A 13517-nucleotide genomic window follows, 5' to 3' on the forward strand; every position below is an offset into this window, starting at 1 on the left:
GACATGGATGGAGAAGGAGAGACGAGGGCGGTCGTCAGTCGTTCGGCGTCCCTGATGCCGGCGCCGAACATCCGCTTCCAGGAGCCTGTCGCCAAGCTGATCGACGTCTCCAAGTGTATCGGCTGCAAGGCCTGTCAGGCGGCCTGCATGGAATGGAACAACGTGCGCGACGAGCCGGGCATCAACTTCGGCAGTTTCCAGAATCCGGCGGATCTCACACCGGACTCCTGGTGCCTGATGCGCTTTTCCGAGGTCGAGATCAACGACAACCTCGAATGGCTGATCCGCAAGGACAACTGCATGCACTGCGCCGATCCTGGCTGCCTCAGGGCATGCCCATCGCCGGGCGCAATCATCCAGTACAGCAATGGCATCGTGCACATCCAGCAGGAAAACTGCATTGGCTGCGGTTATTGCGTGAGCGGCTGCCCATTCAACATCCCGCGCATCTCCAAGGAGGATCACAAGGCCTACAAATGCACGCTCTGCGCCGACCGGGTGGAAGTGGGGCTGGAGCCTGCCTGCATCAAGGCCTGTCCGACCGGCACCCTGGTATTTGGCACCAAGGCGGACATGATCAAGCACGCCGAGGACCGCATCGTCGACCTCAAGGAGCGAGGATTCCAGAACGCTGCACTCTATGATCCACCCGGCGTCAATGGCACCCATGTGATGTACGTGCTGCAGCATGGTGACCAGCCGGAGATCTACAGCAATCTGCCCCGGGATCCCAAGATCAGCCCTTTCGTGGAGTTATGGAAAGGGATCACCAAACCACTGGCGGCACTCAGCCTGGTTGCAGCGGCCGTGGTCGGGTTTTTCCATTACGTGACCGTGGGCCCCAATGAAGTGACGGACGAAGACCGCGAGGCGGTCGACCGCGATCGGGAGGGCAGGAAATGAACAAGGATCCTGATCTGATCGTTCGCTATGGCCCCCTCGAACGGCTCAATCACTGGTTGGTGGCCATTCTCTTCATCCTGCTGGCACTCAGTGGTCTCGCGCTCTTCTATCCGGCCTTCTTCTGGCTTTCGGCACTGTTTGGCGGTGGGACCAGCATGCGCGCGGTGCACCCCTGGCTCGGGGTGGCTTATTTCATCTTCTTTGCCTGGCTGGCACTGCGCTTCTGGCATCATAATCTTTTGAAAAGTCATGACTGGCAATGGCTGCGCCAGATCCGCGATGTGGTGGGCAACCGCGAGGACCGTCTGCCGCCGCAGGGACGCTACAATGCCGGCCAGAAGATGTTGTACTGGACCCTGGTGATCTTCACCCTGCTGCTCCTTATCAGCGGTTTGATCATGTGGTATCAATATTTCGCAACCCTGTTTCCACCCGTGGTCCGGCGCTTTGCCTCGATGACCCATGCCTTCGCGGGCTTCGTGATCATCCTGGGCATCATCATTCACATCTACTCGGCCATCTGGGTCAAGGGCTCGATCAGGGCCATGGTGCGTGGTACCGTCACGCCGGCCTGGTCGCGGCGTTTCCACCCCCTGTGGTACCGGGAAATCAAGGGGAAAGGTGAATGAAAGAAAGCACACCGGCCTGGCAACCGGTCAGCACCGCCGATGCGGCCCCAGCCTTCCTGCTCCCGGCCGATACGCAGATCTTCGCCCGGCGTGCCGAACGCTTCGAGCGTCTTGCTGGCCAGCGGCAATCCCTGAGTGGCTATCTGCGCCTGCTGGGCGAACTGACCCGTGCCCAGCAACTGGTTTTCGATCAGCTCGACAAGCCGCCCCTGCCCTCGGCCGAGCGCCTGCAATCTGCACGTACCCATGGCATGCCGCCGCTGGGCCATGCCACACTGTTGCAGGACCAGGCCTGGCAGGCCCCCTTGCAGCACCTGCTGAAACTGCTTTCCGGGGCAGAAATGCCGGCTGCGGCGCGCAGCCTGCTGGAGATATTGGCTGGTAGCCCGGCGCAGACGCTCGATGACTGGGCAGCTGCCCTGCTCAGTGGTGAACTGCCAGCAGCCCAGGCCGGCCATGCCCCCTTTCTGATGGCCGCCCTGCAGGTTTACTGGACGGCCCTGGCGCGCCAGATGGATGTCGAGAGCCTGCAACCGCTGCATGCGCCGGACCTTTGCCCCTGTTGTGGCAGCCCGGCAGTGGCCAGCCGCCTGCGCATTGGCGGCGTGGTGCAGGGAAGCCGCTATCTTTATTGCGCGCTGTGCGCCAGCGAATGGCATCTGCCGCGCATCCGTTGCGTGCACTGCGGCGAGACCCGCGACATTGCCTATTACGGCATCGAAGGTGAAAAGGAAGCCATCCTCGGCGAAACCTGTCGCAACTGCATGAGCTACCACAAACTCATGGACATGGAAAAGGACACCGGCATGGATGCGATAGCTGACGATATCGCAAGCATCGGGCTGGATCTGCTGCTGGCACAGGCCGGCTGGCACCGTCAGGCCGCCAATCCCTTTCTGCTGGCGGACAATGGCTGAACAGGCCAGCATTCCCCGGGATGCCTTGGCCGGGCTACCCTCGGTGGATCGCCTGTTGCAGTCGCAGCCGGTTGCCGCCTTGTGCGCTCAGTTCGGCCGGCCGCTGGTGCTGGAGCAGCTACGCAAGCGTCTGAATCAGCAGCGCAGGGCAGTTCGCGAGGGCGAAGCGCCAGCGGTCTGGTCGGATGCCGACTTTGCCACCGACTGCATGCAGGCCATCGAGCGCCTCCTGAGCCCTTCCCAGCGCCCGGTATTCAACCTCACCGGCACGGTGCTGCATACCAATCTCGGCCGCGCGCCCTTGCCGCAAACCGCCATCGAGGCCGTTGTCTCGATCAGCAGCGGCGCATCCAGCCTCGAATTCGATCTCGAGACCGGCAGGCGGGGCGATCGCGATGCCCATGTCGAGGACTGGCTGTGCCGGCTCACCGGCGCCGAGGCCGCCACCGTCGTCAACAACAATGCCGCAGCCGTGTTTCTGATGCTCAATACGCTCGCACTTAGAAAGGACGTGCCGGTCTCGCGTGGGGAACTGGTGGAGATCGGCGGCGCCTTCCGGGTGCCGGACATCATGGCGCGGGCGGGTTGCAGGCTGCGCGAGGTGGGCACCACCAATCGCACCCATCTGCGCGATTTCGAGCAGGCGATCACGCCCCGCACCGCCATGCTGCTGAAGGTGCATACCAGCAACTATGCCATCCAGGGTTTTACCAAGGCAGTCCCGGAACGGGATCTCGCGGACCTGGCGCATGCGCACGCGCTGCCATTCGTGATTGATCTGGGTAGCGGCACGCTGGTTGATCTACGCCAGTTTGGTCTGCCGCATGAGCCCACGCCTGCCGAAGCGCTGGCAAATGGTGCCGATCTGCTGAGCTTCAGTGGCGACAAACTGCTGGGAGGTCCTCAGGCGGGGTTGATCGTCGGGCGCGCCGACCTGATTGCCCGCATCAAGCGCAACCCTTTGAAGCGGGCATTGAGAACCGACAAGATGACTCTGGCTGCGCTGGAGGCGGTGCTCAGGCTCTACGCCGACCCGGACTCGCTGGGCGAGCATCTGCCGGCCTTGCGCCTGCTGACCCGGCCAATCTCGGATATCCATACCCAGGCCCAGCGGCTCGCGCCACGCCTGCAGGAAGCCTTGCAGGACCTCGCCAGCGTGAGCGTCATGGGCTGCCAGAGCCAGATCGGCAGCGGCTCGCTTCCGGTGGATCTCCTGCCGAGTGCCTGCCTTGCCATCCGTCCTGTCGGACGAAGCAGGGGCCGGGCACTGTCGCATCTGGCAAAAAAGTTGCGCGAGTTGGCCATGCCTGTGATTGGGCGCGTTCAGGACGACATGCTGCTGCTCGATCTGCGCTGCCTGGAGAGAGCCATGGAAGAGCGCTTTCTGGAACAGCTGTCCATCCTGAAGGCCAGGATAACCCCGCCATGATCGTCGGCACGGCTGGTCACATCGATCACGGCAAGACCGCCCTGATCCGCGCCCTGACCGGTGTCGAGACCGATCGGCTCAAGGAGGAGAAGGCGTGCGGCATCAGCATCGATCTCGGTTTTGCTTATCAGGATCTGCCCGACGGTGAGGTGCTTGGATTTGTCGATGTGCCAGGCCATGAGCGCTTCATTCACAACATGCTGGCGGGCGCGACCGGGATCGATGAGGTATTGCTGGTGGTGGCGGCGGATGATGGTCCCATGCCGCAGACCCGCGAGCACCTGCAGATCCTCGATCTTTTGGGACTCTCGCGCGGCGTGGTGGCCCTGAGCAAGATCGACAGGGTCGATCCGCAGCGTCTGATGGCCGCTGAAGCGCAAACCCGGGACTTGCTGCAGGGCACGGCGCTGGCCGACGCTCCGATCTTTCCGGTGTCATCCCAGAGTGGGGCAGGGGTGGCAGCCCTGCGCGATCATCTGCATCAGGCAGCCATGCGATTACCGCCCCGTGGCACGCAGGGTGGATTTCGGCTGGCGGTGGACCGTGTGTTCACCCTAGCTGGCAGCGGTATCGTCGTGACCGGCACGGTCTTTTCGGGGCGCGTGCAGTTAGGTGATCGCCTGCTGCTGTCGCCAGCGGGGCTGGATCTGCGGGTGCGCGGCATTCATGCCCAGAACCGACCAGCATCCGCGGGCATGGTGGGGCAGCGCTGCGCCCTGAATGTCAGTGGCCCACGGCTGGAAAAGAGCATGATCCAGCGCGGCGACTGGGTGCTGGCACCCGAAGCCCATGCCCCTACCTCCAAGCTGGATGTGCAGTTGCAACTGTCGCCCGAAGAGGCGCGGGCCCTGCGACACTGGAGCGCGGTACATGTGCACCTTGCAGCCGCCCATTGCACCGGGCATGTGGCGCTGCTGGAGAATGATGTCCTGCTGCCCGGCGAGAAAGCCTGGGCGCGGCTGGTGCTGGACCAGGAGATTGCTGCCCTGCATGGCGATCGTTTCGTGTTGCGCGACCAGTCGGCGCGGCGCACCCTGGGCGGCGGCTGGGTGGTGGACGCCGCCCCGCCGGCCCGGCATGCGCGTAGGCCCGAGCGCCTGCAGGCCCTGCATGCACTGAGTCTTTCGAAGCCAGATCAGGCGCTCAACGAACTGCTGGCCTTGCAACCGGGCGGGGTCGATCTGAATGCCTTCTGTCGCAATCGCAATCTGCATACCTTTGAAGCCGCGGCGCTCCTCGAGCAGATGCCCATGCGGCAGGTGGCGGGTTTTGGGTTCGCGCCTGGACACTGGCAGGCCCGCAAGGATGAGTTCTGTGCTGCCCTGGACAGCTATCATGAGCAGCAGCCGGATGTGCCCGGAGCCACCGCAGGTCTTCTGCGCAGTCGCCTGACAGGCTTTCCGCCGCCAGAGCTTGTGACAGCCCTGATCGAGGAACTGCTGGCACAAGGGGAGATCATTCGGGATGGGCCCTGGCTGCATCGGCCAGCTTACCGGGCCCGTTTGTCGGATGCCGATGAAGCGCTCTGGTTGAGAATAGCCCCTATACTGAGCGAAACCGGATTTCAGCCGCCCAGGGTGCGCGATCTCGCCCGCATGCTCGAACAGGACGAAGACCGCATCCGCCAGTGCCTGCGCCGGCTGGCGCGCCTGGGGCAGGTGCTGGCCGTGGCGCATGATCATTATTTCCCGCGGGCCCGGGTGGCCGAACTGGCCGCTATCGTCGAACAACTGGCGCAGGCGCAGGAGCGTTTCTCGGTCACTGCGTACCGGGACCGCATAGGCATCGGGCGCAAGCTCAGCATTCACATTCTGGAATTCTTTGATCGCTGTGGCCTGACCCGACGGCGTGGCGACTGGCGGGAACTGCGCCAGCCAGCCAGCAATTTGTTTGGGCGGCCTGCTGCGGGCGAATAATCAGTCATCAAGTCCAGGCTTTCTGGAAGAGACCCGTTCCCGGTGGGGCGACCGGACTTCAAATCCGGTTGGGGCCGTCAGACGGTCCCGTGTGGGTTCGACTCCCACTCTCTTCCGCCAAATTCCGGAGATCACCATGTCCCAGGTCCGGCTCACTTCGCTTTCCCATGGTGGCGGCTGCGGCTGCAAGCTCGCTCCTGCGGTGCTGGCGGAGATCATGGCCAGCATCCCGCAGGCCGGCATATTCCCGAAGCTCCTGGTGGGCACGGAATCCAGCGATGATGCCGCGGTCTATCGCCTGAACGAGCATCAGGCACTGGTGGCCACCACCGATTTTTTCATGCCCATCGTCGATGATCCGCGCGATTTCGGGCGCATTGCCGCCACCAATGCCCTCTCGGATATCTACGCCATGGGTGGGCAGCCCATCATGGCCCTGGCGCTGGTGGGCATGCCCATCGACAAGCTGCCGGTGGCCACCATCCAGGGTATTCTTTCCGGCGGGGCCGATGTTTGCCGGGCAGCGGGCATTCCCATTGCCGGAGGGCACTCCATCGATTCCCAGGAGCCGATCTATGGCCTGGCCGTGATGGGGCTGGTCCACCCCGAACGCATCCGGCGCAACGATCAGGCCAGGGCAGGGGATGCCCTGATCCTGGGCAAGGCGCTGGGCATCGGCATTCTCAGCACGGCCCTCAAAAAGGGCCACCTGGATGCGGCGGGATATGCGCAGATGATCGCGAGCACCACCCAGCTCAATGCCATTGGCGCCGAGCTGTCGGCGCTCGAAAGCGTGCATGCCATGACGGACGTGACCGGCTTTGGCCTGCTGGGGCATCTGCTGGAGGTCTGCCGGGGCTCGGGGCTCGGCGCCAGCATCCGGTCTGGCGAACTGCCCATTCTGCCTGCAGCACTTGAACTGGTGCAGGCCGGCTTCAGTCCGGGGGCAGCGGAGCGCAACTGGGCCAGTTACGGCCATGACGTGACCCTGCCTGAGAACCTGCCGGATTGGCAGCGGCGTCTCATGTGCGATCCGCAGACCAGCGGTGGATTGCTGGTCACTTGTGATCCGGCTGACGTGCCGCGGGTCTTGAATCTCTTTGAGCAGAGCGGGATGCAATCCGCGAGCGTGATTGGTCATCTGCAGCAGGGCAGGCCGGCCGTACAGGTGCTTGACCGGGCAGGCGTCTGATTCAGGAGAAATCATCGGCATGGGAGCAACAGGACGCTCCGAAACGGCTCGGTGAAGAGCATCGGGAGTTGCAGGCATCAGCCCTTGGTTCTAGGATGACGGCCAGGATGGCTGTACGGCTGAAGCCTACACTCAGGTATTTCTATCAGCAGGATGGGAGTGTGTATGACATTGCACGCACATGATGCACGGCTGGATTCCTGGATGCAGGGCTACGGCGCCATCCGGCACGAGCCGCAGACGGTGGACTGGGTTCGGCGGATACTGGCAGATCTGGACCGGCGTGGAGACCTGCCGGCTGGCACCGATCCCATCGAGCTGCTGATGGCCGCGGACCGGCTGGCCAATTCAGCCATGTGGCTCGTGGTTCACATGACCTACGCCCAGCGCGTGCGCCTGGACGGCGCGCCCCTGGAGCAGCGTGATTTCAAGTCCAGTCCGCAGGGACACACGGGCGGGGCACTGAACATGGCGGTGGGCTACGCCGGTTACATGCTCGCCAATGCCCTGACCGGCACCACGCGTGCCTGGCTGATGGGTCAGGGGCACACGGTGGCGGCCATCGATACCGTGAACCTGCTGCTGGACAACATGAGCCCGGCCCATGCCGAGCGCTACGAGCTCAGTGAGGCCGGCCTGAGCCGCTATGTCGATGATTTCTATTCCTACAGGCTAAACGCCCAGGGCAATCCGGACTCGCCGCTGGGCAGCCACGTGAATGTGCATACCGCCGGCGGCTTGCTGGAGGGCGGCTATCTCGGTTTTGCCGAACTGCAGTACGTGCACATGCCTCTGCCCGGCGAGCGCCTGATCGCCTTTCTTTCGGACGGCGCCTTCGAGGAGCAGCGCGGCTCGGACTGGGCGCCGCGCTGGTGGCGGGCAGAGGATTCCGGACTGGTGGTGCCCATCATGATCTACAATGGCCGGCGCATCGATCAGCGCGCCATTCTGTCGCAGGAGGCCGGGCTGGACTGGTTCAAGCAGTATCTCGACATCCAGCAATTCGACCCGATTGCTTTCGATGGCCGCGACCCCGCCGCCTTTGCCTGCATGATTCTCGAAGGTGAGTGGCGCCTGACCGAGCGCGCGGAGCGCGCCCTGGCGGGCGCCGAACGCTACCCGCTCAAATTACCCTATGGCATCGCCGTCACCCAGAAAGGTGCGGGATTCTACGGCGCGGGCAGCAACGACGCCCACAATTTGCCGCTGGGGACCAATCCGAGCCAGGATCCACTGGCCGTGCGCCATTTCAATGCCGCCGCCAAACGCCTCTTCGTGCCGCCTGAGGAGCTGGAACGCGCCAGAATGGCGCTTCAGAACCATGCCCAAACGGGCCGGCCCAAGGAGCGCGAGCATCCGCTGGCAGTGCGGAACATCCGCGTGCAAAACCAGCCGACGCTGCATTTTCAGGCGGTTTCCGGTGATCGGCGCAACCCGGCCTACCGGACCGCGGCCAGTCCCATGGATGGGGTGGATCAGGGATTCCTGGCCTATGTGAAGGCCAACCCGCAGCTTCGGCCCCGCGTTGGCAATCCCGACGAGATGCGCAGCAACCGCATGAATGCCACGCTGGATTACCTGAAGCACCGGGTCACGGAGCCGGAGGCCGGCATCGCCGAGGCGGTGGATGGCAAAGTGATCACCGCGCTCAACGAGGAGGCCGTGGTCTGCGCCTGTCTCGGCAACAAGGGTGGCATCAATCTCACCGTCACCTACGAGGCCTTTTCGCCCAAGATGCTGGGCGCGGTGCGTCAGGAGATCATCTGGTCGGATCACCTGTTCTCGGTGGGACGTACGCCGGGCTGGATATCGCTGCCGTTGGTGCTGACCTCCAACACCTACGAAAACGGCAAGAACGAACGCTCGCATCAGGACACCAGCATGTGCGAGGCGTTGTTGGGCGAGCCCTCGGATGTCTCGCGCGTGCTCTTTCCGGCCGACTACAATACCGCGCTGCTGAGCCTGGAAGCCTGCTTCGCCACGCAGGGACGCATCTTTACCCTGGTGGCGCCGAAATCGGAGCATGTCCCGAATCTCTTTGGCGAGATGGAGGCCCGCCAATTACTGGCGGACGGCGCCATGACCCTGAGTTGGGCCTGCAGCCCGCAGGGCCGTGGATTCGAGGTGAGCCTGACCGCGATCGGTGCCTATCAGCTCATCGAGGTCCTGCGTGCCGCCGAACGGCTGGACGAACGGGGCGTCTGCGTCATGGTCAACTACATGATCGAGCCGGGCCGATTCCGCGATCCCCGCGGTCGGCGCGAGGCTGCCTGGCAGGCACCCGAGGCCCTGCGCCAGCAACTCTATCCGGAGACGCTGCCGCATCGAGTCTTCGTCACGCATACCCATCCGGAGCTCATGGCCGGTGTGCTGCGTCCTCTGGACAGCGGCCACACCACGATTTTCCTCGGCTTCACCAATCACGGTGGCACGCTCGACACGCCGGGCATGCTCTTCGTCAACCGTCAGTCCTGGGCGCACATCGTGCGAGCCGCCGCCCGCAGTCTGGGGCGGGAAGTGCGGGATTTCCTCGAGCCCGAGGAGATCGACGCCCTGGAGCGGCGCCGAACCCCTGAGGGCATATTGATCTAGCGGGGCAGGGCGGCGACCAATCGGGCAATGACCCGGCTCTCGTCGACCTCGATCACGCGCACGTCCACGCTACTGCCTGCGGCCGAGATGCGCGTGGCACCGATGGCATTGGCCTGCGGGTCGAGCCGCAAGCCGAGATAGTGCAGGGGTTCGCAGATCATGGCGCGCAGGGGCGCGGCGCGCTCGCCGATGCCGCCCGAAAAGACGAGCTGATCCAGTCCTTCCAGTACCGCCGCATAGGCGCCGATGGTCTTGCGCACCCGATAGGCATAGAGTGCGACCGCCTCTTGCGCAACGGGATCGCGACGTGCAAGCAGGCGCGACATTTCCGTATCACTGGCGAGGCCGAGCAGGCCGCTCTCGGTATTCAGACCCTGTGCCAGCGCCTCGGGACTCAGGCCCTTCGACTGCATGAGGTAGAGCAGGGCGCCGGGATCGACGTCGCCGGAGCGGGTGGTCATCATCAGGCCTTCCAGCGGCGTCAGGCCCATGCTGGTGTCCACGCTCTCGCCCCGGCGCAGGGCCGTGGCCGAGGCGCCGCCACCGAGATGACAGATCACGAGCTTCTCGCGCCGAGTCGCGTCGAGCTGCTCGACCACATCCTGACAAGCGATTCCATGGAAACCATAGCGGCGGATTCCCTGCTCACGCCAGCTGGCGGGCAGGGCGTAGTCGCGCGCCATCGGCGGCAGAGTCCGGTGGAAGCTGGTATCGTAGACCGCCGCCTGGGGGATGCCGGGCCAGAGCTCGGCGGCAGCGTGTACCAGGGCCAGCGCGGGTGGCTGGTGCAGCGGTGCCAGGGGGATAAGGGCGTTCAGCGCTTCCAGCGTGGGCTCGTCCAGCCAGCAGGGCGTTTGGTGCGGACCGCCATGTACGATGCGATGACCGATGGCCTCAAGGTCCTGATCAGGATGCGTGGACGCAAAGTGCCGCAAGGCGGTGCAGTGATCGGGTTGATGTCCACGCTCGCCGATGCCGACCGCCTTCCAGCGTGCTAGGGACGTGCCGGAGCCTGTATCCCAGAGTGCCAGCTTGAGGGAAGTGGAACCCGCGTTGATGACCAGTATCCGCATGCTGCCCCCGTTGCCGGATGGTGCTTACATCCACGCCTGCGCCCATGTAATAATCGAGCGGTCACCCGAGCTTGTGGATGCAATCCCCATAAATAAGGAAAACCTTGCCGAGCTTGCCCGAGAGTCCCGAACAGTTCAAGGCGCTTCCGTCCCAGCCCTGGCACGCGGAACCACTGGAGCGCATATATCCAGCCTTGCAGAGCGGGCCAGAAGGCCTGGATGAGTCCGAAGCGCAGACCCGTCTGCGACATTTCGGACCGAATCGCCTGCCCGAAGCACCCCGCCCACATCCATTGCGCCGTTTTCTTGCCCAGTTCAAGAGCGTGCTCATCCTGGTGTTGCTCGCCTCGGGCATCATCACGGCAATGCTAGGGGAATGGATCGAAACCGGGGTGATCCTGGGCGTGGTCCTGATCAATGCCCTGATCGGCTTCGTACAGGAGGGCAAAGCGGAGGAAGCCATGCTGGCCCTGCGCGATATGCTCAGTCCTCAGGCCAGGGTACAGCGTGGAGGACGCATCCTGAATCTGCCGGCCGAGCAGCTCGTGCCCGGCGATCTGGTGCTTCTGCAGGCCGGTGATCGCGTGCCGGCGGACCTGCGCCTGGTCGAGGCCCGGGATCTGCAGATCAACGAGGCGCCGCTGACCGGCGAATCGCTGCCGGTGCTGAAGCAAGCGGATACGCTTGCCATGGAGCTACCCTTGGCGGAACGACGCAACATGGCCTTTGCCGCCACCCTGGCGACGCGTGGCGTAGGGAAGGGGATCGTGATCGCGACGGGGTTGCAAAGCGAGATCGGACGCATCAGCGGCATGCTGGCGCGCGTGCAGGTGCCACGCACGCCCCTGCTCAAGCAGATGGATCATTTCTCGCGGGTACTCAGCGCGGGCATTCTGGCAATCTCGCTCGCAATCCTGCTGTTTGGCTGGTCGGTACATGGGCAGGATCCACGCGAGCTGTTCATGGCCGTCATCGGACTGGCGGTCGCCGCAATTCCCGAAGGCCTGCCGGCTGTCATCACCATCATCCTGGCCATCGGGGTTCAGCGCATGGCGCGCCGACAGGCCATCATTCGCCAGTTGCCCGCGATAGAAACCCTGGGTGCGGTGAGTGTCATCTGCACGGACAAGACGGGCACCCTGACCCAGAACGCCATGCGGGTCGAGGAGATCGTGCTTGGGCGCGAGGAATTGCTCCTGGCCGAGTTGCGGGACGAGGAGGCCCAGCTGCTTGTCCGGCGAAGTCCGGCATTGGCCGAGCTGCTGCTCGCCGGTATCCTGTGCAACGATGCCGAGGCCGCGCCAGCCAATGAGGGCTGGACCCTGGAAGGGGATCCGACCGAAACCGCCCTGCTGGAACTGGCTATCGACCTGGGCCTGGATCCTCAAGGACTGCGAGCGGCGAGCCCCCGGCTGGATCTTCTCCCTTTCGAATCAGATCGTCAGCTCATGATTACGCTCAATCAGTCGAGCCATGGCAACCAGCTCTTTTTGAAAGGCGCGCCGGAGCGGGTGATGGATCTCGTGGAGGCCCAGGGCTTTTCCGGAAGCCAGGAGACACTGGACCGGGCGTTCTGGCAGGCACAAGTCATGAGTCTTGCCAGCCGCGGTTATCGCATTCTGGCCTTGGCCACCCGGGCTGCGGAGATCGGACAAGGGCATATCGATGGCCAGGATCCTGGCAAGGGCTGGATCCTGCTCGGGCTGGTCGGCATGGAAGATCCACCGCGCATGGAGGCCGGACCCGCGGTCGCCCGCTGCCAGGCGGCCGGTATCCGGGTCAAGATGATCACCGGAGATCACGCCGTGACCGCCCGTGCCATCGGCGCCCGGCTTGGCATCGGCGATGGCGAAAAAGTTCTGGAGGGCAATGCCCTCGAAGTTCTGGATGATCGGGCCCTGGCGGAGCAGGTACGGCGGGTGGATGTCTTTGCCCGGATCAGTCCCGAACAGAAGCTGCGCTTGGTCGAGGCCCTGCAGGCGCAGGGTGCGGTGGTGGCGATGACCGGCGATGGAGTCAATGATGCGGCGGCCCTGCGCCGCGCCAATGTTGGCATCGCCATGGGCCGCAAGGGTACGGACGCCGCGCGCGAGGCAGCGGAAATGGTGCTGGCCGACGATAATTTCGCGACCATCTCCCATGCGATCGAGGAGGGGCGCGGGGTCTATGACAACATCCAGAAGACCCTCCTGTTCATTCTGCCGACCAATGCCGGACAGGCGCTGGTACTGATTCTCGCCTTGGTACTGGGCATGCAGCTCCCCATCACGCCGGTGCAGATCCTCTGGGTCAATATGATCACTTCGGTCACGCTCGGGCTGGCGCTGGCCTTCGAGCCCACGGAGCCGGATGTCATGCAGCGCCCGCCGCGCGACCCGAATGCCTCGCTGCTCAGCGGCTCAATGCTGTTTCGCATCCTGTACATCGGGCTTTTGCTGGTGGCCGGCACTGCCGCAGTATTTTACTGGCTGTTGCAATCTGGAGCCGGTCTGGACTATGCCCGTACTGCCGCCGTCAACACCCTGGTGCTCTTTGAAATATTTTACCTGTTGCCGGTGCGGGCCTTGCACGGCTCGGTCTGGCAGGGGCACATGTTGAAAGGTAATCCCTGGTCCTGGGGCCTGATCGGGTTGGTGCTGATCTTTCAGATCCTGTTCACTTACTGGCCACCCATGCAGGCGCTGTTCGCCACGGTCGCGCTGCGTCCCGCGGACTGGCTGTGGATGACGCTGCTTGCCAGCAGCGTGTTCTGGCTGGTGGAGATGGAGAAGTTTGTGTCCGGACTCGGCCGGGATTGATCTGCCCCTCTCTGACAAGCAAAATGTCACCTCACAGATCGGCATTTCACAAAAAAACTCCCGGCTCC

At 63.9% G+C, this 13517-nt stretch carries 9 protein-coding genes and 1 tRNA gene; 9 read left to right on the plus strand and 1 reads right to left on the minus strand.

The annotated features are described in order from the left end of the window. Window positions 1–3 precede the first annotated feature (3 nt). The 8 genes from fdxH to WOB96_RS01255 all read left to right on the plus strand — a co-directional run bounded on the left by fdxH (window position 4) and on the right by WOB96_RS01255 (window position 9578). Window positions 4–903: a formate dehydrogenase subunit beta gene (fdxH, locus tag WOB96_RS01220; protein ID WP_341369438.1), complete on the plus strand. Its 900-nt coding sequence runs from the start codon at window positions 4–6 to the stop codon at window positions 901–903. Then, window positions 900–1532 carry a formate dehydrogenase subunit gamma gene (locus WOB96_RS01225; protein WP_341369439.1) on the plus strand — a complete coding sequence of 211 codons (633 nt, stop codon included), beginning with the start codon at window positions 900–902 and terminating at the stop codon, window positions 1530–1532. Before fdxH ends, WOB96_RS01225 begins: the two co-directional genes overlap by 4 nt. Continuing rightward, on the plus strand, window positions 1529–2449 hold the full coding sequence (gene fdhE / locus WOB96_RS01230; RefSeq protein ID WP_341369440.1) for a formate dehydrogenase accessory protein FdhE: 921 nt from the start codon (window positions 1529–1531) through the stop codon (window positions 2447–2449). Before WOB96_RS01225 ends, fdhE begins: the two co-directional genes overlap by 4 nt. Further along, entirely contained in the window at window positions 2442–3878 is a 1437-nt protein-coding gene (gene selA, locus WOB96_RS01235; RefSeq protein WP_341369441.1) for an L-seryl-tRNA(Sec) selenium transferase, read from the plus strand. The genes fdhE and selA overlap by 8 nt, the downstream gene beginning before the upstream one ends. Next, on the plus strand, window positions 3875–5794 hold the full coding sequence (selB, locus tag WOB96_RS01240) for a selenocysteine-specific translation elongation factor (protein WP_341369442.1): 1920 nt from the start codon (window positions 3875–3877) through the stop codon (window positions 5792–5794). The genes selA and selB overlap by 4 nt, the downstream gene beginning before the upstream one ends. Before the next feature lie 24 nt (window positions 5795–5818). After that, window positions 5819–5914, plus strand: a tRNA-Sec gene (locus tag WOB96_RS01245). A gap of 16 nt (window positions 5915–5930) precedes the next feature. Next, on the plus strand, window positions 5931–6986 hold the full coding sequence (gene selD, locus WOB96_RS01250; RefSeq protein WP_341369443.1) for a selenide, water dikinase SelD: 1056 nt from the start codon (window positions 5931–5933) through the stop codon (window positions 6984–6986). Window positions 6987–7151: 165 nt separating this feature from the next. Next, window positions 7152–9578 (plus strand): phosphoketolase family protein, encoded by a 2427-nt coding sequence (locus WOB96_RS01255; protein ID WP_341369444.1) that lies wholly within the window; start codon window positions 7152–7154, stop codon window positions 9576–9578. Here WOB96_RS01255 and WOB96_RS01260 read toward each other — a convergent pair. Beyond that, window positions 9575–10651 (minus strand): acetate/propionate family kinase, encoded by a 1077-nt coding sequence (locus WOB96_RS01260; RefSeq protein ID WP_341369445.1) that lies wholly within the window; start codon window positions 10649–10651, stop codon window positions 9575–9577. The genes WOB96_RS01255 and WOB96_RS01260 overlap by 4 nt on opposite strands. Window positions 10652–10764: 113 nt before the next feature. On the opposite strand from WOB96_RS01260, the gene WOB96_RS01265 reads away from it, so the two are divergent. Next, entirely contained in the window at window positions 10765–13449 is a 2685-nt protein-coding gene (locus WOB96_RS01265; RefSeq protein WP_341369446.1) for a cation-translocating P-type ATPase, read from the plus strand. Window positions 13450–13517 lie beyond the last annotated feature (68 nt).

This window comes from Thermithiobacillus plumbiphilus, from assembly GCF_038070005.1.
In the GTDB taxonomy this organism is placed as follows: domain Bacteria; phylum Pseudomonadota; class Gammaproteobacteria; order Acidithiobacillales; family Thermithiobacillaceae; genus JBBPCO01.

Excerpts from the sequence above, each read along its gene's own strand:
- selD (WP_341369443.1), top strand. The coding sequence starts at position 5,931 with ATGTCCCAGGTCCGGCTCACTTCGCTTTCCCATGGTGGCGGCTGCGGC.
- selB (WP_341369442.1), top strand. The coding sequence starts at position 3,875 with ATGATCGTCGGCACGGCTGGTCACATCGATCACGGCAAGACCGCCCTG.
- selA (WP_341369441.1), top strand. The coding sequence starts at position 2,442 with ATGGCTGAACAGGCCAGCATTCCCCGGGATGCCTTGGCCGGGCTACCC.
- fdxH (WP_341369438.1), top strand. The coding sequence starts at position 4 with ATGGATGGAGAAGGAGAGACGAGGGCGGTCGTCAGTCGTTCGGCGTCC.
- WOB96_RS01255 (WP_341369444.1), top strand. The coding sequence starts at position 7,152 with ATGACATTGCACGCACATGATGCACGGCTGGATTCCTGGATGCAGGGC.
- fdhE (WP_341369440.1), top strand. The coding sequence starts at position 1,529 with ATGAAAGAAAGCACACCGGCCTGGCAACCGGTCAGCACCGCCGATGCG.
- WOB96_RS01225 (WP_341369439.1), top strand. The coding sequence starts at position 900 with ATGAACAAGGATCCTGATCTGATCGTTCGCTATGGCCCCCTCGAACGG.
- WOB96_RS01260 (WP_341369445.1), bottom strand. The coding sequence starts at position 10,651 with ATGCGGATACTGGTCATCAACGCGGGTTCCACTTCCCTCAAGCTGGCA.